This is a genomic window from Mariniphaga sp., assembly GCF_041687215.1.
In the GTDB taxonomy this organism is placed as follows: domain Bacteria; phylum Bacteroidota; class Bacteroidia; order Bacteroidales; family Prolixibacteraceae; genus Mariniphaga.
The window spans coordinates 1-24,410 of sequence record NZ_JAWLCI010000029.1 but is presented as its reverse complement, the minus strand read 5'-3'; the positions used below and the strand labels follow the sequence as shown (position 1 = coordinate 24,410).

17 protein-coding genes are annotated in these 24,410 nt (G+C 40.7%); 14 read left to right on the top strand and 3 right to left on the bottom strand.

Annotated elements, in window-relative coordinates; translation table 11 throughout:
- Positions 1-30 precede the first annotated feature (30 nt).
- The 14 genes from ACESMA_RS11605 (at position 31) to ACESMA_RS11540 (ending at position 19,268) form a co-directional block, all read left to right on the top strand.
- Entirely contained in the window at positions 31-1,488 is a 1,458-nt protein-coding gene (locus ACESMA_RS11605; RefSeq protein WP_372948985.1) for a DUF4832 domain-containing protein, read from the top strand.
- 27 nt (positions 1,489-1,515) lie between these two features.
- Positions 1,516-2,949: a glycoside hydrolase family 27 protein gene (locus ACESMA_RS11600; protein WP_372948984.1), complete on the top strand. Its 1,434-nt coding sequence runs from the start codon at positions 1,516-1,518 to the stop codon at positions 2,947-2,949.
- A gap of 10 nt (positions 2,950-2,959) precedes the next feature.
- The gene (locus ACESMA_RS11595; RefSeq protein WP_372948983.1) at positions 2,960-4,618 is read left to right on the top strand and encodes a hypothetical protein; all 1,659 of its coding nucleotides are present in this window, start codon (positions 2,960-2,962) and stop codon (positions 4,616-4,618) included.
- Positions 4,619-4,627: 9 nt separating this feature from the next.
- Entirely contained in the window at positions 4,628-5,938 is a 1,311-nt protein-coding gene (locus ACESMA_RS11590) for a sulfatase (protein ID WP_372948982.1), read from the top strand.
- 141 nt (positions 5,939-6,079) lie between these two features.
- Positions 6,080-7,459, top strand: coding sequence for a glycoside hydrolase family 27 protein (locus ACESMA_RS11585; RefSeq protein ID WP_372948981.1), 1,380 nt, complete (start codon positions 6,080-6,082; stop codon positions 7,457-7,459).
- 2 nt (positions 7,460-7,461) lie between these two features.
- On the top strand, positions 7,462-9,048 hold the full coding sequence (locus ACESMA_RS11580; protein ID WP_372948980.1) for a sulfatase: 1,587 nt from the start codon (positions 7,462-7,464) through the stop codon (positions 9,046-9,048).
- Positions 9,049-9,081: 33 nt separating this feature from the next.
- Positions 9,082-11,226 carry a glycoside hydrolase family 20 zincin-like fold domain-containing protein gene (locus tag ACESMA_RS11575; RefSeq protein WP_372948979.1) on the top strand — a complete coding sequence of 715 codons (2,145 nt, stop codon included), beginning with the start codon at positions 9,082-9,084 and terminating at the stop codon, positions 11,224-11,226.
- On the top strand, positions 11,223-13,241 hold the full coding sequence (locus tag ACESMA_RS11570; RefSeq protein WP_372948978.1) for a T9SS type A sorting domain-containing protein: 2,019 nt from the start codon (positions 11,223-11,225) through the stop codon (positions 13,239-13,241). The genes ACESMA_RS11575 and ACESMA_RS11570 overlap by 4 nt, the downstream gene beginning before the upstream one ends.
- 57 nt (positions 13,242-13,298) lie before the next feature.
- Entirely contained in the window at positions 13,299-14,972 is a 1,674-nt protein-coding gene (locus tag ACESMA_RS11565; RefSeq protein ID WP_372948977.1) for a hypothetical protein, read from the top strand.
- A 7-nt stretch (positions 14,973-14,979) separates the two neighbouring features.
- Positions 14,980-15,531 (top strand): hypothetical protein, encoded by a 552-nt coding sequence (locus tag ACESMA_RS11560; RefSeq protein WP_372948976.1) that lies wholly within the window; start codon positions 14,980-14,982, stop codon positions 15,529-15,531.
- Positions 15,524-16,708 carry a permease gene (locus ACESMA_RS11555; RefSeq protein WP_372948975.1) on the top strand — a complete coding sequence of 395 codons (1,185 nt, stop codon included), beginning with the start codon at positions 15,524-15,526 and terminating at the stop codon, positions 16,706-16,708. The genes ACESMA_RS11560 and ACESMA_RS11555 overlap by 8 nt, the downstream gene beginning before the upstream one ends.
- Before the next feature lie 65 nt (positions 16,709-16,773).
- A complete protein-coding gene (locus ACESMA_RS11550; RefSeq protein ID WP_372948974.1) occupies positions 16,774-17,046 on the top strand; it encodes a hypothetical protein in 273 nt (90 codons plus the stop codon).
- 384 nt (positions 17,047-17,430) lie between these two features.
- Positions 17,431-18,159, top strand: a complete 729-nt coding sequence (locus ACESMA_RS11545; protein ID WP_372948973.1) for a DUF1080 domain-containing protein — start codon at positions 17,431-17,433, stop codon at positions 18,157-18,159.
- 161 nt (positions 18,160-18,320) lie between these two features.
- Positions 18,321-19,268, top strand: a complete 948-nt coding sequence (locus ACESMA_RS11540) for a CPBP family intramembrane glutamic endopeptidase (RefSeq protein WP_372948972.1) — start codon at positions 18,321-18,323, stop codon at positions 19,266-19,268.
- 12 nt (positions 19,269-19,280) lie between these two features.
- Here ACESMA_RS11540 and ACESMA_RS11535 read toward each other — a convergent pair whose 3' ends face one another.
- The 3 genes from ACESMA_RS11535 to ACESMA_RS11525 all read right to left on the bottom strand — a co-directional run bounded on the left by ACESMA_RS11535 (position 19,281) and on the right by ACESMA_RS11525 (position 24,184).
- Positions 19,281-21,278, bottom strand: coding sequence for a T9SS type A sorting domain-containing protein (locus ACESMA_RS11535; protein WP_372948971.1), 1,998 nt, complete (start codon positions 21,276-21,278; stop codon positions 19,281-19,283).
- A 37-nt stretch (positions 21,279-21,315) separates the two neighbouring features.
- Entirely contained in the window at positions 21,316-23,337 is a 2,022-nt protein-coding gene (locus tag ACESMA_RS11530) for a T9SS type A sorting domain-containing protein (protein WP_372948970.1), read from the bottom strand.
- A 106-nt stretch (positions 23,338-23,443) separates the two neighbouring features.
- Positions 23,444-24,184 (bottom strand): hypothetical protein, encoded by a 741-nt coding sequence (locus ACESMA_RS11525; RefSeq protein ID WP_372948969.1) that lies wholly within the window; start codon positions 24,182-24,184, stop codon positions 23,444-23,446.
- Positions 24,185-24,410: the final 226 nt, after the last annotated feature.

Genomic DNA, 24,410 nt, shown 5'->3' with positions numbered 1-24,410 from the left:
ATTTGAACAATAATCAAACAATTCATTATAATGTCACTAAAAGTATTTGCAGCAAGCCTGATGTTTTTGTTGATATTTTCTTCCTGCAATGAAACAGAAGAAACTGTTACTATAAAGCCTTTAAAATATGAAAATGCCCTGCGCAATCCGCTGAAAGGTTTTACCACCCGGGGAATTTACGATCATCCCTGGGCAACAACTGCACAAACGTATATTCGTTGGAATGAGATTGAAAATCATGAATCCGACGGTATTGAAAAAATAAAAAACTTTTGCGACTCCATCTGGTCCGGAATTGAAGACAACAATGTGAAAGTAATTCCGCGGGTTTATCTGCACTGGAGCGGCGACAGAAAATTCTGGCCCGCCGACATGCAGGAGGACGATTATACCAGTGAGCAGTTTCAGCAAAGGGTACTTCGATTTATAAAAATGCTGGGAGAATGTTGGAACAATGATCCGCGCGTGGCTTTTGTTGAAATGGGTATTTTTGGAAAATGGGGAGAACACCACGGGCCGTCTCCAACAACAGAGATGCAAAAACTCGTGGGCGATGCATTTGCTGAAGCATTTAAAAATAAAAAGGTTTCAGTGCGGCATAACTGGGAGGAGTTTCAGGAACATCCGTTTGGGCAATACTGGGATTCGTGGGCACATTACGACCAGATGTGGCCGCATGGGAACAGTATTAAAAAAATGAACGATAGCGGGCGCTATCTGGAAAATTATGTGGGAGGCGAAGTGGCTTACGACTGGGGAAATGGTGATGTCCAGCCCGGTCCTTCACCAACAGAAAGTGTGGCCGAAGAAAAACACCGCAATTTTGTTATCAATTCAATCCGCTGGCTACATTGTACCCAACTACGCTGGATTGAAAACTATAATCAGAACAACGCAGAGGCAGTAAGGGGTGCAGAAGAAATCCAGAAAGTTTTTGGTTACCGGTTCGAACTGGATGAAGTAAGATTTTCATTGGGAGATTCATTAAATGTAGCTTTCGATGTAACCAACATCGGGTCGGCGCCTTTCTATTATGACTGGCCGGTTGAGGTGGTGCTGCTTGATGCACAAAACCGGGAGCCTGTGTGGAAAGCAACTTTTAATGATGCAGATATACGGGAATGGTTACCCGGAGAAAACTGGACCGACCCCGACTGGATCGAAGTTGGCGGGTGGTCTCAATATTTACCTGACCAAAACTGGGATGCAACAGGTAATTGCAAATGGGAAAAGCCACCCCAAAAGAATAGAGTAAAAGAAAGTTTTAAGGTGGACATTCCCAAAGGAACTTATATTCTTTCACTGGCAATTCTTGATCCGGCCGGTAATTTACCCAGTCTGAGATTTGCAACTGCCAATTATTTAAACGGGGGCAGGCATCCGGTTGGAATGGTCAATGTCAAAAAAAATCAATGTTACCCATTGCCTGCTGATTTTAACTTTGATGATCCTGGTTCTGACAACAGTTTGTATTATAAAATTCAATGAAAATAAAACTACATAAATAGTTAACATATGAAAATAAATTTTTTTCTAACAGGTACATTTTTAACCATTTTGTTAGCAAGCACAAACATTCTTAATTCCCAGGAGAATAATACAGAAAAATTGGCTCAAACTCCACCCATGGGCTGGAACAGTTTCGACAGTTACGGGGTTTACCTCTACGAAAAGGCGGCTATGCAAAACCTGGAGGCTTTTGCAGAAAAACTAAAACCGCATGGTTATGAATATTTTGTAATTGATGCCGGTTGGTTTGGCGAGTTCGAGCTTCAACCGGGTACGATTTATCCAGCGGAGAAACACGCAAAAAAAATGAATTTCAATGAATACGGACTGCTTCAGCCTTCGGAAACCTATTTCCCGAATGGTTTGCAGCCCATTATAGACCGTTGCCATGAACTGGGCTTAAAGTTCGGGTTGCATTTGATGCGCGGAATTCCCAGAGAAGTAGTTCATCTGGACCTTCCCATTAAAGGCACGAATTATACCGCGGCTGATATTGCCGACACAAAAAGTATTTGCGTGTGGAACGATCAGAATTATGGGATAGATATGAGCAAGCCCGGAGCCCAGGAATTTTACAACAGCCTGATAAACCAAATGGCAGAATGGGGTGTGGATTTTATTAAATACGACGATTTGGTTCCTTTTCCGGAAGAGATAAAAGGAATTGCAAAGGCAATAGAACAATGCGGCAGACCAATGGTGTACAGTCTTAGTCCGGGAAATGGTGCTGATCCAAATCATATTGAAGCATTCAAAACAGCTCACATGCTGCGGGTCACAGCCGATATTTGGGATGAACAAAAAGGAATTGATGAAGCGTTTGATGCCTGGCATAAATGGCAGGGTAAAGAAGAACCCGGCTTTTGGATTGATATGGATATGATTCCTTTTGGACAATTACAATTAATGTCACCCAAACCGGAAGGAGTGCGGGGCGACGAATCAAAGGCAGAACTTATAAAAAAAATGGAAGCCGGAGAACTTGAAAATTTTGAACTCCTTTCAGGAAAAGGTTTTACCCGCTGGTCTGATTTTACTAAAGACCAGATGTACACGTTTATTACCCTTCGTGCCCTGGCAGCTTCCCCGTTAATGATGGGTGGTGATTTGCCAACACTTGATGATTTTTCACTAAAATTGATTACTGACGATGAGATGATTGCCTGCAATCAAAACGGTGTAATGGGGCATCTCGTTTACGAAAAAGACGGTATTGAAATCTGGAACTCACCAAAGAAAAACAGCGAAGACGGCTGGATTGGAATATTTAATCGAACTCCTGAAATGAATAAAATTTCCCTTAAAGTTCAAGATTTGGGACTGGGTGCAACACAATCGTATGAACTTAAAAATGTTTGGGGAGACAGTAAAGTTTCTGACCTTGATTTTTCAATCAATCCGGATGGTGTTGTATTCTTAAAATACATTAACAACGAATAAATCTGATTTCATGAAATCAACTGTCTTTATCTGGATAATAATTACACTGCTTTTTGTAACAACCTACGGGCAGGAAACCGGGGGAAGAGCAAAATATCCGTTTTGGGGTGATTACCACAAGACTCCGGTTTCGGAAATTAAAAAGGCGGTCTGGATTGAAAAAGATACGGTTATTGATGGTTGGGACTGGTCGTTGCCGGATTTTGTTGAACCTTCCGCGAAATCAAATCTTTGTATTGCCAGAAATTTCGGATTGGGCAAAAATAAAATCGAACATCTGCCGGAAATTAACTTCCCGGCCAACCCGGTTATTTCGCATTGGGTGAAATGGCATGAATTAGAACCGGTTGAAGGAGAAATTAATTTTCAGCCGCTAATTGATAATATCAAATTAGCTTATGAAAAAGGTTACGGTTCAATAGTTCGCCTTCACTTTTCAGCGATTGATTTTGCCCCCGACTGGATAAAAAAGTACAACATTCCCATACGAAAGGAAAACAAAGAAAATCCCATCAAAACAAACTATGACCCGGGCCATCCTGAATTTCATAAAAGATATATCAAATTTATTAAGGCCTTGGGCGAGAGTGGCATTCCTCACATGAAAGAGGTAAAAGGTTTGTTTTTGGGGTATGCCTCTCCTTCAAACGGCGACGAGGGCATTGGCCCATTCCCGGAAAAAGAGGCTGATGCCAACGACACTATTCCTCATGTAATTGAACGAATTGACACCTGGGCTGAGGCGTGTAAAGGAGTGGAATACAAAGTTTTTATGGGGGGTTTGTCAAACTACGGATTTAGTAAAGGTTTTGGTATAAGACGAGGATTTGTCGAGATGTACCTGTATCACATACCTGATGAACATATTGGCCAAAAGCTGAACGAAAACAATTACCTGGTTGTGGATGAATCAAACCAGGTTATTTCCAACAATCTTTTTCAGGGAGAGGAAAATGAAGAGTACGAAGAAAAGTGGGCAACTGATTGGCGGGATTTCCGATTTGGACGTTCAACGGTTTCCTTTCCCTATCGTTACTTCACAGCCAACCTGAGATTGTTGCAGATGAGATGTAATTATTTGTTGAACAATGAATTTTCACTTCTTCCTGAAATGCTTGCCTGGGTGAGTCTTGAATTGGGAAGAACAAGAGAAGACACACCGGACGCGTGGTGTTTTCTGAGAGAAAGTTATATAAAAAATGACGGTGGACGGCCGGTAAAAAACTTTGAACGTTGGATTTACCAACGCGATGCACCGGGTTATGAAACCACCCCGGTAATTAAAATTGAACATCCCATTCAGATGTGGATGGTGGAGCCTGGGAAATATTATGATTTTGTAGCCAGAAAAGGGAAAAAAATTGGTTTTGATGTGGATGATAAAATATTTCCGGACAAAGAGCAGAAAGTAACGGTGAAAGTTTCATATTACGATGGCGTGAAAGGAAATTTAAAATTGGTGTATCAAAACAGTCAGGGGTTACAAAATCAATCGGTTGGAACTTCCGGAAAAGATGCGGTTAAAACGGCCACTTTTTTCGTGGATGCTGAATTTAATGAAAATGCGTTCCCTCATAATTTTGATTTTGAATTGCATTCGGAGGAAGAAGTGCCTGTGTTTTTTGTGCGTTTGGTAAATCTTAAAAATTATAACAATCAGAAACAATAAATAAGGAATATGAAAAAACGATCACTTCAATTATTTGTATTTTCGCTGCTCTTGCTTGTGTTATTTAAACCATTATTTGCAGTTGAAAAGAAAACCACCTCAAAACCAAATGTCCTTTTTATAGCCATTGAAGATTTTAGTCCCAAGCATTTCGGAAGTTACGGAGGCAAGGCAATAACCCCAAATATTGATGCTTTGGCAGGCGAAGGAGTAATTTTTAAGAATGCATTTTGTGCCGGGCCGGTTTGTAATCCAAGCCGCACATCGCTTTTTACAGGTTTAAGGCCGCCAACTTCAGGTGTGTTTGGCAATTCAGACAATTGGAAAGAAATGGTATTGCCGAAAATACCGGCTACCATGCCCAAACATTTTCAAAACAATGGGTATGAAGCCGTATGGGTTGGGAAAATGTTTCATCATCAAATGGAACATCCGGAAAGCTGGACCAGGGAACTTCATACACCCGTTAAAGGCCGGAAAATGATAAGTTCATATCACCCGGAAGTTATTGAAGTATTGAACGAGCTGGAACATGTGGAAGGCGGAGGATATTTTGAATCTGATTTGCAATGGGGACCGGTAGATTGCGACCCCGGCGAATTTCGTGATGGCCATTATGCCACTATTGTTTCCGATTATTTGGCAGAAGCGCATGAAAAGCCCTTTTTTCTCGCTGTTGGTTTTCATGCCCCTCACGTTAAATTTGCTGCACCCAAACAGTTTTTTGATCTTTATGATGTGAATGAAATCGAACTCCCCAATAATCCTTTAAACGATTTGGATGATATCCCGAAGATAAATGATAAAGCCCTCGTTTTTGATGTGATGGATTCAACAGAGTGGCGCGAAATAAAAAGAGCCCAGTTTGCCTGCATCAGTTATGTTGATTGGTGTATCGGACAAATACTTCAGTCGTTGAAAGACAACAATTTAGATGAAAATACTGCGGTGGTAATTTGGACAGACCATGGATTTCTACTTGGTGAACATTTTCAATTTTCAAAAGGGGGCAATAAGTTATTTGAAGAAACCGCCAACGTCGGGTTTATCTGGAAAGTTCCCGGGTTAACTCCAAAAGGTGCGATCTCAGAAAGTGTAGTGGAATCCATTGACTTATTCCCAACATTATTCGACCTGTGCGATATTTCCATTCCGAAGCATGTGGAAGGAAAAAGTTTTGTTCTCTTATTGAAAGATCCTTCAATGCCCTGGAAAAAAGCCGCGTATACATGGGGGACTCCCAAAAGGGTTTCAATTCAGACGGAGCGATACAGGCTGAATACCGACACAAACTTAAATCCTGAATATTTTGAATTGTAAGATCACAAGTACGATCCGGAAGAACATATTAACCTCAGCTGTAATCCGCAATATGCACCCGTAATTGATTCGCTAATCACATTATTTCAAAACCATAAAAAAGAATACGCATTAAAAGTAGATGAATAAAAATATCATATTATGCATAAACATTATTTTAATTCAGTTATCATACTTATTTCATTGATGCTCGCATTTGGCAGCTCAAACGCACAGTTCACCAATAAAACAACCGCCCCGTTGCTGGGCTGGAACAGCTACGATTGTTACGGCTCGCATATTAACGAACAACTAACTCATGAGAACCTGGATGCGTTTATTGAGAAATTAAAACCTTACGGATACGAATATTTTGTGCTTGACGCAGGTTGGTTCAGGCACTTCGATTTAAAACCGGGAGAAATCTGGCCCACCGATGGCGATAAGCCATATCTCAACATAGATGAATATGGTCGGTTTATGCCTTCCGAGGTTTTATTTCCAAATGGGTTAAAAGATATTATTGAAAAAGCCCACACACACGGCATAAAATTCGGATTGCACATGATGCGCGGAATTCCGCGTGAAGCGGTGGAAAAAGATCTTCCGGTAAAAGGAACGAATTACTCGGCCAAAGATATCGCCAATGTGAACGATACCTGCAACTGGAGTTCACTCATGTATGGTGTTGATATGGATAAGCCCGGCGCACAGGAATATTACAACAGCGTGTTGGAATTACTGGCCGGCTGGGGAGTTGATTTTATTAAATACGACGACATTGTGCACAAGCCACGCGAAATAAATGCCATTGCCGATGCTCTTGAAAAAACCGGCCGCGACATTGTTTTAAGTATTTCGCCCGGAGATGATATTAATCCTGAATACTATTCAACCTACGCAAGGGCTGAAATGATTCGTATTTCCCGCGATATTTGGGACTTGCAGGAAGACATCGATATTTCATTCGAACGCTGGGAACAAATATTACCGTTTGCTGACCACGGATTTTGGCTGGATATGGATATGATTCCTTTTGGCCACATCAGGGTAAACTATCCGCTCACCAAAAACAAGTTGAATTCAGGCCGGGGATACGAACGCACGGATAATTTCAGTTATGCACAGAAAAAGACCTTTATCACCCAACGTGCTATGGCGGCATCACCGCTGTTTATGGGCGGCACATTAACGTCTTCCCCAAAAATTGTTTTCGAACTGATTACCAACGAAGATATGTTGGCTTGCAACCAGAATGGAGTAACCGGAGAACTGGTTAAAAGAGTTAAAACTTATGCCGAGAAAGTGGATGTTTGGAAAACACCCCACAAAACCAATGAAAATGAAGGATGGATTGGTGTTTTCAACCGAAATGCATACATGGAATTAATTAAATTGGATAAAGAACAAATTGGATTGGACAAATCCGTTTCTTATCACCTTTACGATATCTGGGGAAAAAAAATTATTAATGATTCAGACGAAATCATTTTTGAGATTCCCGGGAATGATGTAATATTTATTAATTATAACAAAAAATAACAATGAAACTAAATTTATTTCTCTTAATTATGATTATGGTAGTTGGAGGTTGCGGGCAATCATCCGATGTAAAGGAAAATGAAAAACCAAACATTCTCTTTTGTATTATGGATGATGCGGGGATGCATTTTAGTGCTTACGGTTACGATTGGGTAGAAACACCTGCTTTTGACCGCCTGGCAGAAGAAGGCATTCTCTTTCAGAATGCCTATACACCCAATGCCAAATGCGCACCATCGCGATCGTCTGTTTTAACAGGCCGAAATTCATGGCAGCTCGAAGAAGCGGCAAACCACGTACTGAATTTTCCGGAAAAATTTAAAACCTTTCCCGAAGTGCTGCGCGAGAATGGATACCTGACAGCATCAACGGGTAAAGTCTGGGGGCCAGGTCATCCGGGATACATTGACGGTGAATTAAGAAAATTCATCGATCAGGAATTTGTTGATATTAAAATGCAACCCTGGGCAAAGGGGATGAGCAATGAGGATTACGCGTCGAACTTCGAAACATTTTTAGAAACTGTTGAAGAAGGTCAGCCCTGGTTTTTCTGGTTTGGTGCCCGCGAACCGCATCGCCGGTATGAATATGGCTCCGGAAACCGGGTAAAAAACAAACAAATTTCTGATATTGATTCGGTCCCCGCTTTCTGGCCCGATAATGAAATTGTGCGCAACGATATGCTTGACTATGCCCTCGAAATTGAATACGCCGACTGGCACCTGGGTCGAATGATTAAAGCGCTCGAAGACCGGGGATTGCTGGAAAATACAATCATAATACAAACGTCTGACCACGGAATGCCTTTCCCACGCGGCAAAGCACAGGAATACGAATATTCAAACCACGTTCCCATGGCCGTTATGTGGCCTGAAGGCATTCAAAACCCCGGCCGAACAGTAACCGACATGGTAAGTTTTATTGATTTTGCACCTACTTTTTTGGAATTGGCAGGCATTCCGTTTGAAGAATCAGGAATACACAGTTCGCCCGGAAAAAGTTTAACCGATATTTTATATTCTGAAAAAGAAGGACAAGTAAACCCGGAGCGCGATGTTTTATTAATCGGGAAAGAACGGCACGATTACAGCCGCCCCAAAAACCAGGGATATCCAATCCGGGGTATCGTTTCCAATGATTATCTGTATTTATACAATTATGATATTTCACTTTGGCCTGCCGGAAATCCGGAAATCGGGTACCTCGATATTGACGGTTCGCCCACCAAAACCGAAATTTTACGTCAGTTCAGGTCGGGAGAGAATGATTTCTACTGGAAACTTTCTATGGGCAAACGCGAAACAAATGAAGAACTTTTCAATGTTACCGAAGATGAGGAATGCATGGAAAACCTTGCCAGCGAGCCCGAATATGCAAATCTGAAGCAAATGATGAAAACCAGAATGGAGACGATGCTAAAAGAACAGGAAGACCCGCGCATGTTTGGTAATGGTGATATTTTCAATACCTATGGTTATTCAGAGAAAAGAGGATGGAACTTTTATGAACGTTTTATGGCCGGCGAATTTACGATGAAAGATTTAGGATGGGTTAATCCGGGCGATAAGGAAGAAGAACCTCTCGATTAAAAATGAATGGTTAAACTTTAATTACGGAATACCATGAGTTTTAAAAAACATTTCCTTTATCCAATAAACCTGGCAGCAATTTTATTTTTGCTGTTTTCGTTCAGCGAAAAAACTCCGACTGTTCGTTTGGAACTTCATTCTGAAATGCCACAGGTAATTTATGCAGCAGAAAAAATTAAAACGTTGCAGAAAACAAATGCAATTGTTTTTGATGAAAGTAATGCAGACCTGACAATCCAGACAAGGCTTGATTCGGTAAATCTTGTTAAAGAAGCTTACAGGATAACAGTGAATAACGATATCGTGGAAGTTACAGGTGGCGATGCCGTTGGATTAATGTACGGTTTGCTGGAAGTAAAAAATCAGCTCAAGGCAGGAAAAACTACAATCGAAAGTAAGGAAGAATCGCCCAACCTGTCGTTCAGGGCCATTAAATTCAACCTCCCTTGGGATTCATATCGCCGGAGTCCGGCACTACAGTTACACTACGAAACCTGTCGAGATACCAATTATTGGAAATCATTTTTGGATATGATGGTTGAAAACAGGTTTAACAAACTCACTTTGTGGAATCTGCACCCGTTCAGTTATATGGTAAAAACTGAAAAATATCCCGACGGTTGCAGTGTTAGTGATGAGGATTTGCCGCAGTGGCAAAAATTCTGGCGCACCCTTTTCCGCATGGCCAAAAACCGTGGAATTGAAACTTACCTGGTGAACTGGAATATTTTTGTTTCGCCTGAATTTGCAAAGGCGCACAATGTATGCGACTACTGCCTGGAAGGCAAACACTATGTACCACAGGGAGATACATCGGCAATTACAAAAGATTTTTATCGCGAAAGCATAAAAGCTGTAATTGATACCTATCCCGATTTAACCGGATTGGGAATTACGCTTGGCGAGGGGATGGGCAACATGACTGCGGAAGAACGCCAAAACTGGATTCTCGAAAATTATATCGGGGGTGTTCGCATGGCATCCCGAAAAATTAAATTCATCTACCGTGTTCCTCTCTCGGCGGGAACAAGCAGTGGTGGTGCCACTTCTGTTGAAACCGAACAATTGACCCGCAGTGCGCTGGACACGCTCACCTGCTTTGATGGCCCGATTAATATCGAACTGAAATTCAATTGGTCGCATGCTTTCTCAACACCGACACTGGTTAAAGTGCATGGTGGTAAACTAAACGATGTGTACTGGAATCCAATGCCAACAAGTTATTCCCTTTCGTGGATGATGCGGAACGAAGACTTTTTTATGCTCCGCTGGGGGCAGCCCGACTTTTTTCGCAAGCACATAGCCACCAATGTAAAACCCCATGTCAGCGGATATTATGTTGGTTCGGAAACTTACATTCCGGCAAAAGATTACATCACCTCGCTGCCGGGTTCAAGTTACAAATATGCTTTTGAAAGGCAGTGGATGTTTTATAAAGTGATGGGAAGGTTGATGTACAATCCAAATACACCTGATGAATTTTTTGCAAATGAGTTTGAGCAACGCTTCCCGAAACAAGGTGAAAAACTTTTTGAAGCTCAGACAAAAGTCAGCAAAGTTCCGTTGGTTATTGCCTCGTGGCAAAATGCTACATGGGATTTTTCGTTGTATTCAGAAGGAATGCTTCGTTCTGTTGTGAATGACAATATTAAAGTGCAAAAGCTGATATCGCTCGACGATATGGCCTTAAAAAAACCGATGGAGCCTGCTTATTTAAGTATTGCCGATTTTCTGGCAAACGAAAAAAATATTCCAAACGGAAAATTTTCACCATTGCATCTTGCCGATTCAGTGGAAGCTTTGTGCAATCAGGCGCTAAACGATGTAAAAAGAATAAACCCAGGTAAAAAAGTTGATTTACTGTACGAAGTTTCTGATGTAAAAGCATGGGCCAACCTGGGGTTCTATTTTTCGAATAAGTTGAGAGCGGCTGTTGAATACAAGAGGTATAAAACATCGAATGAAAAAAAAGACCTTGAAAATGCAATTGAATGGTTAACAAAAGCAACTAAAAACTGGCATTCGCTGATAGAAATTACCACTCCGGTTTATCAACCGGTTCCGCTTACCCATTTTTGTGAAAATTCCCCGGGATACGAAGAGGAATTGTTTCACTGGTCGATAGTTGAAAAAGAGGTAAAAACAGAACTGGAATGGTTACAAAGCATAAATAAATGATGACTGATTACAAAAATACCGTTGCATTAATTTCAGGGATACAAAAAGCAGTTTTAATTCTTTTTACAGTTATTGCAGTTGGTGTAACAGCTCAAAATCCCAATGTGCTGCCTGAAAGCGATTACCCCTACTGGCCTGCCTATCAATATCTGGAAATTGAAGATCTGGATACCATTCAGGCGCAAAAGTGGATAAATGAAGACCATGTCATTGAAGGCTGGGATTGGTCGCTGCCCAATTTTGTGGAGCCTTCTCCGCGTTCATTGGTGGGCTTGCAGAGAATAATTGGCTGGAACAAAGATTATATTCCGTTAAACCTTCATTTTAAATCAAACAGCACCGGCATCCTTTGGGTTAAGTGGCGCGATATTGAAACCACTATGGGAAATTTCAATTTTCAACCAATTATCGACAGGATTAACCAGGCAAACAGTGTTGGTTCCGATATTATCCTGCGTATTCTTTGTCATTCAAAATCGCGCGGAACAGATGATAATGCCTTAAACAAAGGCGAAGCTCCACTTTGGCTGGAAGAACTGGGTGTAAACTTCCTGCCTCAGGAACAACCCCAGCATAACCTGAACTTTGATCCGTCACACCCTGAATTTCATAAACATTATCTGATGCTAATTAATGAACTGGCAAAAACCGAAATCCCGAAAATGGTGAAAGCCGCCTATGTTGGCTATGCTTCGCACAGTTTTGGCGACGAAGGAATTGGGCCATACGGAGAAGCGAACAGCGCGGCAAACGACACCGTAATTCACGTGAGGCAGCGCCTGGATGCCTGGCAGAATGCATTTAAGGGAATGGAGTCGAAAATTTTTATGGGCGGTTCGTGCGATTATGGATTTGAAAAGGGATTTGGAGTGCGCCGCGGTTTTGTTGAAATGTACCTTTACAACATACCCAACCGCGACCTGGGGCAATACATCGACAACGACGGCTATTTGTCTGTTGACGAAAACGCCCCAATTATGAAATATAATTGTTTTAACGGTGAAGTGAATGAGGAATACGAAGAAGCCTGGGCAACGGCTGCGAGGAATTTTCGTTTCGGAAATACCACAAATTCTTATCCTTACCGCTACTTTACAAGTACGTTACGGGCGCTGCAAATGCGGTGCACTTACATTCACACAACCGGGCATTTAATGCCACAAATGTTGCCTTTTTTATCGCAGGAATTGGGAAGAACCGTGGAAGATGCCCCCGATGTTTGGGCGTTTCTGAGAACAAGTTATCTCAGGGCATCCAATTACAGCAATAACGATTATCTAAATCGCACCATAACAGCAACCGAAAAAACCGAAGGGATTGAAACGAAAAACTTCGAGCGGTGGCTGCACCAAAGAGATGCACCGGGCTATGAAACAAAACCGGCTGTAAAAATTCAGCATGCTATTAAAATGTGGATGGTACAGAACAACAAATATTACGATTACATCGCACGCGCGGGTAAAAAAATCGGGTTCGATATTGACGACCGCATTTTTCAAAACGGAGAACAGCCCATGGCCATTAAAGTTTCTTTTTACGACGGGGTTAACGGGATTTTAAAGCTTGTTTATAAAAATAACGAGGGTATTCAGTCCGATTCCGTTGTAACAACGGGTCAGGACGCTGTTAGAACAGCCACATTCTTTATCAATGCCCGGATTGATGATGCAGGATTTGATTATGGTTTCGACTTTCTGCTGGAATCGGAAGAAGAGGTTCCGGTATTTTTTGTGCGCGCTATAAAAACGAAAGCTGTTTATACTTCGGTTGAAGAAAATACGGGTTACGATAAGGCAATTAATGTGTACCCAAATCCTTTTTCAACCTGGTTAAAGTTCAACCCTTCAGGTTTTTCTGAAATTAATTTCGAAATTATCGATGTTTTTGGAAGAACAGCAATAAATGGGAACCTGAACCAATCATCTGTAATTTATACAAACAATTGGAAAATAGGAATATATTTTATGAAAGTTGACGGACAAAATAAAACTTTGAAATTGATTAAAAGGTATTAAGTAAAATTTTAAATGATTAACAATTTTAACAATTTTGAAACTTTAAAACAATTCAAAATGAAACTATTATTATCGCTGATTTTATCGACATTGTATCTTTTTACAAATGCCCAGGTGGGTGAACCCCCCGTAAAAGCACCATTTGAAAAACTTGATATTTATTGCGTTAACGACTGGTGGAACCATGCAAAACAAATTAAAAATGATCCAAATAAGATCATTGACGTGGATGTGCCACGCGACGAAGTAATTTGTTTTGGAATTTACACTACCCAAAATAACGTGATGAAAATGACCGCCCAGCTTTTCCCTCTTTATCCCGATGAAACGCGTGAAGTTCGGCTGGAGCTGAAAACAAACGGGGAATGGCAGGAGGTTGCTAAAGAAATAATGAATGATATCGGTTGGTCGGCATTGTTCAGGATTGAAAACTGGGACGACACCAAAGATGTCCCCTACCGTTTACGACATGGGGAAAATGCCGAATTTCAGGGATTAATTCGCAAAAACCCCGTTGGCAAAGAAGAAATTGTAGTTGCTTCTCTCAACTGCAATTCAAACAAAGACCGTGGCTTGCGCGAGCAATACACACGCAACGTAAACCATTTTAATCCGGATATGGTGTTCTTTGCGGGCGACCAAAGTTATGATCATATTGAACACACAGCAGCCTGGTTGCTTTTTGGGCTTCAGTTTCGCGATCTATTCAGGGAACGACCGGCTATAACGATTCCCGACGACCATGACATCGGGCAGGGAAACCTTTGGGGCGAAGGGGGTAAAATTGCTTCTTCGCCGGCTGGCGACGATGGCGGTTATTTCTATCACCACGAATACGTAAAAATGGTTGAACGGTGCCAGACAGCGCATTTGCCTGATCCTTACGATCCAACCCCGCTTGAACAGGGAATTGGAGTTTATTATACCAATTTAACTATTGGCGGAGTGGATTTTGCCATCATCGAAGATCGAAAGTTTAAAAGCGGACCAGCCGGAAAAATTCCGCAACAGGGGCCGCGGCCCGACCATATCCGGAATCTGGAATACGACCCGAATTCTATTGATTTGGAAGGGTTAAAACTGTTAGGCGATCGCCAGCTTACTTTTTTAAAAGCCTGGGGAAAACAATACGATGGCGTTTCGATGAAAGCGGTTCTTTCTCAAACCGGTTTTAGCGGCGCTGCCCACAGACATGGTCAGTTTGAAAACTATTTACATGCTGATTTAGATTGCAACGGCTGGCCACAAACGGGAAGGAAAAAGGCGTTACGGATGATAAAGGATGCAGGTGCAGTGCATCTGGCCGGCGATCAGCATTTAGCAACTTTGGTTCAACATGGAATTGATGAGTTCCGTGACGGTCCGTTTGCATTTGTTGCGCCCGCAATTGTAAATAATTATTACAGAAGATGGTGGCACCCGCTCGACGAACAGCCGGGTAAAAACAAAGACCCTAAAAATCCGCTTCCTTTTACCGGAGATTATGTGGATGGTTTGGGCAATAAAATTACCATGCACGCATACGCCAATATCGAAAGCCAGGATAAACTCCGCGACGGTTTCGGACTAGTCCGGTTCAATAAAAAGGAGAAAAGCGTAACATTTGAAAGTTGGGACCGTTTTACCGATGTAACCAAAAGTGGTGCAAAACAAATGCCCGGCTGGCCGCGTACCATTCGCCAAACCGGTTCGGGCGATAATGTGACCTGGAAACTCGACCCGATTCAATAGCCCGAAAATGAAAAAAAACTGGCTGATTGCACTGTTAATTATTGGCTTACTGTCTGTTTTATACTTTATTGAAATGAGTAAGGTAAAGCCGGAGATGGAAAACAATATGCCAACGCTTGACCACCTGAAAACCGATGAAGCAGCCAAAAGCTGGGCGCCTTTTTATAAAGTAAGGGCAACATTAATTGACGGACAATCAGCCAGTTTTTCCATTCCCAAAGAATTAAGAAACAAAAACGGAAAGGAAATTAAACTTACCGGTGCAGTGGTTTTTAGGGGCAATGGATGTGAAATAATCGACAACAACACTACCCGGGTAAACTATTTCTTTCTGCTGCCTTCTTTGGGTTTGGCGCAGGCATGCGTTTTACAACCCGATGTGGCCATGCGGTGGACGATACGGGTAAACCTCAGAAATGCCTGGATTTTAAACCGATATGAAATGATAGATACTGAAGTAACAGTCTCCGGAATGCTAAACATTGATACCTCAAAACCTTATGAAGCGGCTTTCATAATTGAAAATGCCACCGCAGAATTAAAGCCGGAAAATGATTAACACGCTTTTTAATATTTTGCTTGAATCTGCCCCTTATGTGGTTCTGGGATTTATTATTGCAGGAATAATGAGGTATTGGGTTCCACAGAATATTCTTCAAAAACATTTGGGTGGAAAATCTTCCGGGTCATTATTTAAATCGGTGGGAATTGGCAGCATTCTGCCATTGTGTTCGTGCGGAACAATACCGCTTGGAATTGGATTGTACAGAAGCGGGGCATCTGTTGGAAATATGCTGGCTTTTATGACTTCCACACCAGTTCTTTCGCCTGTTCTGGTGGCTTTGGCGTTATCCATGCTTGGCGTAAAGCTAACGGTTACCTTGGTTGCCGCAGCAATTTTGGGAGCTTTGCTTATGGGATTTACAGGAAACCGAATTCTGAAAAAAGCCAATGCTGCCAATCAGCCTGAAAACTGCAGTAAACAATATGTTCAGAAAAAGCAAAACGAGGAAAACCCAAAAAGCAAATTGTCGCAAACCCTGCGGTGGTCGTTTTTTGAATTGGGTTCCGATGTAAGTGTTGACATTACTATCGGTCTCAGCATTGCAGCCTTGTTGCTAACATTTCTTCCGCTGGAATGGATTTCCACCTGGCTGGGACAACAGGATGTTTATACGCTTATTTATGTCATCATTCTGGGAATTCCGGTTTATGCCTGCAGTATTCCCTCGGTTCCTGTTGTGCAGGGATTGTTATTGCTCGGGGCCACTCCGGGAGCCGCAATTGCCTATATGATTGCAGGCCCGGCAACCAATCTGGGAGAATTGAATGCTATCCGAAAATCGATGGGATTAAATTCGGCCGTTTTTTATGGTTTGTCATTAATAGTAATGGCTCTGGTTGCCGGGCTCATAACGGATCAGTTCGTTTTTCCAGATTACCATTATCATGCATACAGGGTTCAGGGCGAATTGGTTGTCAGCCAGTGCTGTGTGCCGTTAATATTTGGCGAAGGAATAGGGTCATCAGGCATGTCGCCTCAAATTCCGTTATGGCACTGGCCCTTTGGTATCGTTTTATTCGGAATAATCGGTTATGGTATATTTATTAAAACCAGGCACTTTTTTATAAATCCATGTAAAACCTGCACCTGGAAAGGCTACGGGAAAGATGGATTTTGTGGTTCCAAATGCCACGTGAGAAGAAAGTATGAATATTTACGCAGATTTCAATAACAGTTAAATCCTATGCTATCAATAGAAAAGATTAAGAAAATGCAAAGAAAAATAAAGTTGCTATAATGCGTGTCCCTGTTGCTTATTGCCTGGAACTTCCAAAGGAAGAAGACGGAGAGGAAACATTAACAAACGGAGTTTTCATTCCTGAAAACATAGAGCTGAAACCGGATTATCGCAGTGATTTTTTGGGCGGAGTTACAGTACTGAAAGGACAAACACTTAACCGGGAAGAAAAAGAAAAGGTTGTAGTAAATAATCCGCAGCTTCCCGAAAAACACACTTCTTCTGACTGGAAAGAAGGTGAACTTTATCTCCCTTATAAACAAATGAAATAACCAATCCTGTTGAAGGTTCTGTGGAGCTGGAACTGATTCCATATTACGCATGAGCAAACCGCGGACTGGCATACATGGATGGATGGATGGATGGATTCCCTTGGCAAAATAACTCTGTACCAGGATTTATAATTCATTACAGCGTTAAAAAATGGTATTTGTCCTTCCTGCCAGGAATTTGTTTACTGTGAAAATATTAGAATTTCAAGGTTAGTTTTTGCTTTTTACTGTGAAAATCTAAAGTTGAACTTTAGAATTTCATGAAACTGAAAGAAAATCCAGCGTGGTATCTCCAATAATATTTCCGATTTTTAGCTCTTTCCTTTATCAATTCTCCCGAAATCCCTAATTTTAGCCTGAAAATCGAACTCAAAAAAAAGCAAAATGAAACACCTGATTTATTCCATACTAACTGTTTTCCTGTTTGGTGCAACAGGCTGTGCATCAAAAGATTTCAAAACAAATACCCTTACCAAAAAAGAAATTAAACAGGGCTGGGAACTGCTGTTCGACGGAAAATCGCTGGAAAACTGGAAAACATTTAACGGTGGAGCAGTTACCGGATGGAAAATTGTGGACGGTGTGTTGCACAATTCCGGCGTGGGTTCCGACCATGGCGGAGACATCATCACAAAAAAAGAGTACCAGAATTTTGAGCTCTATCTGGAGTGGAAAATTGCGCCGAAAAGCAACTCCGGGATATTTTTTCATGTGCAGGAGGGAATTGCAAACGCCATTTACGAAACAGGGCCGGAATACCAACTCATTGACGACAACGGCTGGCCTACCCAACTGAAAGACAGTCAGTACTCCGGCGCCAACTACGACATGCATGCACCCAAAAATGCAAAAGTGGTTCCGCCGGATGAATGGAACAAAACCCGGCTGATTGTGAACGGTCCGCATGTGGAGCACTGGCTGAACGGCAAAAAAGTGGTGGAATACGAGCTCTGGAGCGATGAATGGAATGAACTGAAAGCCAACAGCAAATGGAAAGATATGCCTTATTACGGCGCTGCAAAATCGGGCCACATCGGTCTGCAGGACCACGGCGGACTGACCATGTTCCGGAATATGAAAATCAGGGAGTTGGGAGAAGGAAAGGGTGATTAGGTGGTGAATACGAAGTGATTGGTGGTGATAAAATAGTGATTAGGTGGTGATTTCTTCAACATTAAATCTCTACAATTCACAACAAATCTCCATCAATCTCCACAAATCTCTTGGTTCCCTAATTCCCCGATTCCATTATATTTGCACAAAAATACTCTGACATGGGATTCACTGCTTTTCAGGGAATGAAACCGTTTCCGCAACTGATGTTCTCGGCGTTTGTTATTTTGGTGAGTTTTCTGGCTTTTTTGCTGATTGCCATGGGACTGGCCATTCCGCTTTTTGGCATCAGCTCCATGATGAGCATTCCCACCATCGGCGATTTAGGCGACCCCGAAAACATTCGCATACTGAAATATTTCCAGGTGGTGCAATCCATCGGACTGTTTATTGTGCCGCCGGTTATTCTGGCCTGGCTGTTTCACGGAAAAATTGCTGAATACCTTTATTTGAAACGAAATGCAACTTCTACCTCCATTTTTCTGGTGGCAGTTTTGGTGTTTATCTCCCTTCCACTCATCAATTTTATCGGCGAATGGAACACGCGCATGGAATTCCCTGAATTTCTGGCGGGTTTGGAGCGCTGGATGAAAAATGCCGAGGAAAACGCAGCCGAACTCACCGAAGCTTTTTTAAAGGTGGATGGTACCAGCGGACTGCTGTTCAACTTGTTTATGATTGCCTTTTTACCGGCCATTGGCGAAGAGTTGCTGTTTCGTGGAGTGATTCAGCGTATTTTTACCAGGTGGACCCGCAGCCACCACTGGGGAATCTGGATTTCGGCCATTTTGTTCAGCGCCCTGCACATTCAGTTTTACGGGTTTGTGCCGCGTATGCTGCTGGGTGTTTTGTTCGGGTACCTGCTGGTTTGGAGCGGCTCCATGTGGTTGCCCGTTGTAGCCCACTTTTTTAACAACGGTTTTGCGGTAGTGGCCATGTATCTCATAGATAAAAATGTATTAAATCCTGGGATGGAAGAAATCGGCGCAACATCCGACAGTTATTATGCAGCCATACTCAGTCTGGCTTTGGTTTTCCTGCTGATGTTCCTGATAAAAAGAGAGAACCGGGGAAATGAACTGCAACCTGCTGAAATTTCTTCAGAATAGCCTGTTTTAAAATTACTGCACCAAAACCTTTTGTGTTTCCTGTTTTTCCGGAGTGGTTAGCTGTAAGTAATGCAACCCGCGGGGCATTCCGTTCAGGTTCATTTGAATAAGCTGTTCAGTAACAAGAATATGTTTCATTTTGATTCCCGAAGAATTGAAAACTTCGATTTGATAATCTTTATCTGCTGCAAATTCTTTCAATGCGATGTTTAAAATTCCCTCGCTGTTTGGATTGGGATAAGCAACAAACATTTTTTCACCGGAATCGGGAATTTCGAAGACTGACTGGGTTACACTTTTTTGCCAGGCATAATCGTAAATTTTTGTGGGATAAAGACAGTGAATATTTACCCAACCGTAAATGGTGTCGTTTACCGAGTTTTTTCGGAAGCCGACAATTCCTTCATAAAAAAACTCGCCTTTCTTTGTGTTTGCACTCCAACCGGACGAATATTCATAAGCCAGATAAAATGTACCACTGCCCCAGTTTCCCAAATGATTGATTGAAGAATGGAGCGAATGATTGGTTGCAATATCATTTTCTGTGAAAATAATCTCGGTACTGTCTTCAGTTGTGACAGTCCAGTAATCAAAAATCACAGATGGCCTCCAGTCCGAAAAATTTGTAAAAGTAAGTTCATTTTTCCCGTCATGGTCAAAATCAAACCGTATCGTATCTTCCGCTAAATCAGGCTCAAAATCATGATAGTTTAATCCTTTCCCTTCTGTTTGCCCGGCAAACAAATAATTAGGTGTACCCAAACAAAAAACATTTGAGCCAGATGAAAGAGATGCAACATTTGAATTTATCCCATCAGGTACAGAAAGTATAAATGCCTCGTACAATTGGTCTTGCTGAACCGGATTCCCAAAAATGTCCTTCAATAGTTTATTTTCTGCTAAATAAACAGAATCATCAGCCGATTCAATACCCAAATAATACTCGTATGGAATCTGAATGGCTTTTTGGAGTGTGAAGAATTTTACCGAATCTTTTGGAACAATCAGCAAACGGTACTCCTTCATCATGTCCTCCCGGGTGTTTTTAACAAAAGTGATTTTTAAATCCTCACTTGTACCTTCATCACCAACGTCCTCAGCAGTTGGGTTCGCAACTTCAGGTAAAACTGTGTTTATTTGAAAAGCCGATGAGAGATTATAATCATGCGGAAATATTTGGATGCTGTCTGAAACTGAAAGCACACCAATTCTGTATTCCTTGGTGATATCCATTTCGTCACCATTCACATCCAAAAAATCAGAATTTAGCACAACATGATTTTCCACTTCTTCATTTTTAACAACCTGGTACCTGGATTCAGGTAATTCCATCAGATCTTCAACTGAAAGCTCTTGAGCATCATCAGCTTTAACTGCAAAAACACGGAATTCCTCAACATAAGAATTAAAATAAGGAGAGAAAAAATCGACGGAAATATCGCTCCAGTTTCCATTATTTCGCAAATCAGAAACTTTCATATCCAAAGGTTTGATTGTATTTATTCCTTCACCTGCAAGAATTGGGATTCCCGCTGTTTCCTGAATCGCACCATCATGTACGCGGCAATCAAAAGTAGTTGTTATTCGCAGCCAACCGTATCGGAACGAATCGCCTTTTTTAATTCGGATGCCGATAAAAGCAGAACTTTCATTTTTCCAATTTTCTACATAATTTGTGTTTTCATAAAAATAAAGCGTTTTGGGTTCAGATGACCATTGCCGGTTTGTACCAATGGTATCTCCGAAATTGTTAAACTCAACCAAACTATATACACCAACAGTCTGTGTACCAAATTGTATCTGCAGTTCATCCTGTGGAGAGAAAGTTCCGATGTACGTATACATAATGTAATCTAATCCGTAATAGCTGGAATTTGAATTTTTAATGTCAAAATCTGCAATTCCGTTCCCATCAATATCATTACTCTCACCGGTAAAATATTTAATCTGGGCACTCATTAGTGACGGAATAAAAATCACCAGAAAAAGTAAAATTGGCCGGAATAACATGATTCAAGATTTTGGATTAAAGGTAAAAAATTAAAAATTACTGAACCAAAACTTTTTGTGTTTCCTGTTTTTCCGGAGTGGTTAGCTGCACAAAATACAATCCGCGGGGTAATGCGTTTAGGTTAAACTGAGTAAGCTTTTCAGTAACAAGGATGTGTTTCATTTTTATTCCCGAAGAATTGAAAACATCAATATGGTAATCTTTACCTGCTGCAAATTCTTTCAATGCGATGTTTAAAATTCCATCGTTATTTGGATTGGGGTATGTAACAAATAACGATTTAATTGTATCCGGGAAATTTGGACTTAAGGTTGAATCAGAAAAAGTTAACTCTGATTTTTTTTGATATGCATATTCATCGAATCTGGTACCGTCTCCATAAATATGTATATTCACCCAGCCAAATAAAGTATCATTTTGACTAATTTTTCTGAATCCCAGGATTCCTTTACTAAAGTAATCTGCACTAAAATTTCCTGTTCCGATAATACTTCCATTTTCTGATTTTCCTGAGGTCAACAAAATTTTCCCAGCTCCCCAATCCCGGGATTCAAAAATGGGGTCTCCAATAAGGTTGTTTTGAGCATGATTATTCATTTCAGCATCAATTAAAACTTCTGTACTGTCAATAGTATGAACCCAATACTTAAAATCATAATCGTATTTATACCACCAGGCATCAACGTGTGCGGTCATTTTTAAATCATCTTTTCCATCCCAATCAATGTCCAAGTAACTTGTCTGAATTCTTTTATTACTGTCATTAACAAAAAATTCAATACCCGTGCCCTCAGTTTGGCCAGTATAAAATTGATTCGGCTTTGAGAGATAAAATAAATTTGAGACTGCAGAGATTGCTCCTACTGATGATTGAACACCATCAGGAACAGCATAAACAAATGCCTTGTAAAACGTATTGTTTTCAACCGGATTTCCGTAAATATCTTCAAGCAAAGCTTCTTCAACAATGTATTCAAAGTCTTTATTTGGTTCAATTATGTAGCTATTCTGCGGAGAAACATCTGCTGCCTTTTGTAAATTAAAAGTATCTGCCTCCTGTTCCGGAACAATTATCAGCCTGTAAGATTCGGTAAATTCTTCATTGGTGTTCGAAGAAAATCTTAAAAAAATATCTTTACTGGTACCTGTATTCCCAAAATCAAGCACTAACGGAGCACCTGGTTTCGAAAGTATGGTTCTGACTTTAAATGGTTGAGTAAGATTGTAAGTATGAGAAAATGCAGTAGTGTCATTTGAAATACTTAATACGATAACCCGGTATTCTTCTCCCTGTTTAATTTCCTCGTCGTCCAAATCCTTCAAATCATTATTTAAGGTGATTTCAAAAACCTTTGAACCGGACATAATTTTTTGGTAGTTCGTTTTTGATATCGCTCTTAATTTTTCGACGGTTATTTCATCAGTGTCATTTGCTTTGGAAATAAATAGTCGGTATTCATTTATATACTCTTCTCTATATGGTGGAAAAAACCTTACCATGTAATCACTCCAACTATTATTGTTGTGCTGATGTATTACAGTGTCAACAATTGTTTTGATAGAATTTATTCCTTCACCGGCAAGTACAGGAATATCCGGAGTTAGTTGAATAGCAGCATCCCTCATGCCACCATCATCACCACCTCGAAAACGAATCCATCCGTAGTGATAAGAATTTTCCATTTTAATGCGTACCCCAAAAAAATAATCACTGTTGATTTTATATTGTTCAGGAAAATTAAAATATCCGTGATAGATATAAATACTTTCAGTTGACCAATTAAGATTTTTGGAGATAGTATCACCAAATTCAAAAAAAACAGTTGTTAACAAGGAATTCTCCTGAAAAACTATTTCACCCTCTTTTTGGGGTATAATTTTGGAATAATAATGATACACATGATTATAAGGATCATAAGATAATCCATCTTCAATTATAAAATCTTCAAATCCGTCACCATCCAGGTCGTAATTTGTTTCAGGGAAATGCTTTACCTGGGAAAACCCACTGAAATGAATTGCAATCAGCAGAAAAAATAAAATTGGCCGGAATAACATGATTCAAGATTTTGGACTAAAGGTAACCCTTTCAATTCAAAAAGTAAAAAGACCGGGGTAAAAAAAGGGGCAGAATTTCTTCCCCATTTTCGGTAATAATATTATTTTAATTGAATTCAAACATTAAATCCACCTGCATGCCTTCCACCCTTATTTTTTTCTTTTCGTTGCGACGGAAAACGTAAACCACACCATACTCCTGGGCGCGCTGGCGTTTCATTTTTGGAGGCACATCTCCAACATGCTCTTCAATCTCGGTCCAGAGCTTACTGATAAAATCGTTGGTTTCTTTCCGCACCTGCTGCATTTTTTCGTAACTGCGAAGCGTATTTCTTTTCAACGTGCGCTGAAAAACAGCGACTTCATTAAAATTTTCCACATTCACTTTAACTAATGCGATGGAAGGATTGTAGATGGGACTGCCGCCGTTTTGCATTCTTTTTTGTTCACCCTGAATTATTTTTTTACCCCACTCCAAAACTTCTTCCTCACTGTTCAATGATGGAATTTTATTTCCAAAATCTTCAAGTCCGTAAAACCGGAGAACCTCATTTTTCAACTCCTCCCGTTCAATATTCATAAAAAGCACCTGCATAAAATGAGAAACATAAAGTCTTGCTTTTTCAAAAGCTGCTTTGTAGTCCGCACTTTTTTCGGATTCTGTTTTTAAATCGAATTCGTAATGTTTCAAGTGATTATCAAAGTTCGATTTAACACTCTTCAACTCAAATAGTGTATTTTTTGAATAAGCAAGTTTCCCTGCATCCCTGTCATCGGCAATAAGAAGTGCGGCTTCCAGCGCACGAAGGCGTGCTTTATCTGTGGTAGGTAATCGGCGATACGGCATAATTTACAATTTTAACGTTGTGCGAAGTTATGGAATTCACAATTCTATTTAACGTGTTCGCAGAATAAATTTATGCACAACAGGATGTGAATAAAGTTTGTAATCTGTGTTGCCAGATACAAATCAGACTAATTCTACTTTGACAGATTAAAAATCTTCAATTTTAATGTGTATTTATTTTGTTAAAACCATTGAATAATAGTATATTAGATGCATAAAATAACAA

Coding starts and splice junctions, on each gene's coding strand:
- ACESMA_RS11605 (WP_372948985.1), top strand. CDS start 31: ATGTCACTAAAAGTATTTGCAGCAAGCCTGATGTTTTTGTTGATATTT.
- ACESMA_RS11600 (WP_372948984.1), top strand. CDS start 1,516: ATGAAAATAAATTTTTTTCTAACAGGTACATTTTTAACCATTTTGTTA.
- ACESMA_RS11595 (WP_372948983.1), top strand. CDS start 2,960: ATGAAATCAACTGTCTTTATCTGGATAATAATTACACTGCTTTTTGTA.
- ACESMA_RS11590 (WP_372948982.1), top strand. CDS start 4,628: ATGAAAAAACGATCACTTCAATTATTTGTATTTTCGCTGCTCTTGCTT.
- ACESMA_RS11585 (WP_372948981.1), top strand. CDS start 6,080: ATGCATAAACATTATTTTAATTCAGTTATCATACTTATTTCATTGATG.
- ACESMA_RS11580 (WP_372948980.1), top strand. CDS start 7,462: ATGAAACTAAATTTATTTCTCTTAATTATGATTATGGTAGTTGGAGGT.
- ACESMA_RS11575 (WP_372948979.1), top strand. CDS start 9,082: ATGAGTTTTAAAAAACATTTCCTTTATCCAATAAACCTGGCAGCAATT.
- ACESMA_RS11570 (WP_372948978.1), top strand. CDS start 11,223: ATGATGACTGATTACAAAAATACCGTTGCATTAATTTCAGGGATACAA.
- ACESMA_RS11565 (WP_372948977.1), top strand. CDS start 13,299: ATGAAACTATTATTATCGCTGATTTTATCGACATTGTATCTTTTTACA.
- ACESMA_RS11560 (WP_372948976.1), top strand. CDS start 14,980: ATGAAAAAAAACTGGCTGATTGCACTGTTAATTATTGGCTTACTGTCT.
- ACESMA_RS11555 (WP_372948975.1), top strand. CDS start 15,524: ATGATTAACACGCTTTTTAATATTTTGCTTGAATCTGCCCCTTATGTG.
- ACESMA_RS11550 (WP_372948974.1), top strand. CDS start 16,774: ATGCGTGTCCCTGTTGCTTATTGCCTGGAACTTCCAAAGGAAGAAGAC.
- ACESMA_RS11545 (WP_372948973.1), top strand. CDS start 17,431: ATGAAACACCTGATTTATTCCATACTAACTGTTTTCCTGTTTGGTGCA.
- ACESMA_RS11540 (WP_372948972.1), top strand. CDS start 18,321: ATGGGATTCACTGCTTTTCAGGGAATGAAACCGTTTCCGCAACTGATG.
- ACESMA_RS11535 (WP_372948971.1), bottom strand. CDS start 21,278: ATGTTATTCCGGCCAATTTTACTTTTTCTGGTGATTTTTATTCCGTCA.
- ACESMA_RS11530 (WP_372948970.1), bottom strand. CDS start 23,337: ATGTTATTCCGGCCAATTTTATTTTTTCTGCTGATTGCAATTCATTTC.
- ACESMA_RS11525 (WP_372948969.1), bottom strand. CDS start 24,184: ATGCCGTATCGCCGATTACCTACCACAGATAAAGCACGCCTTCGTGCG.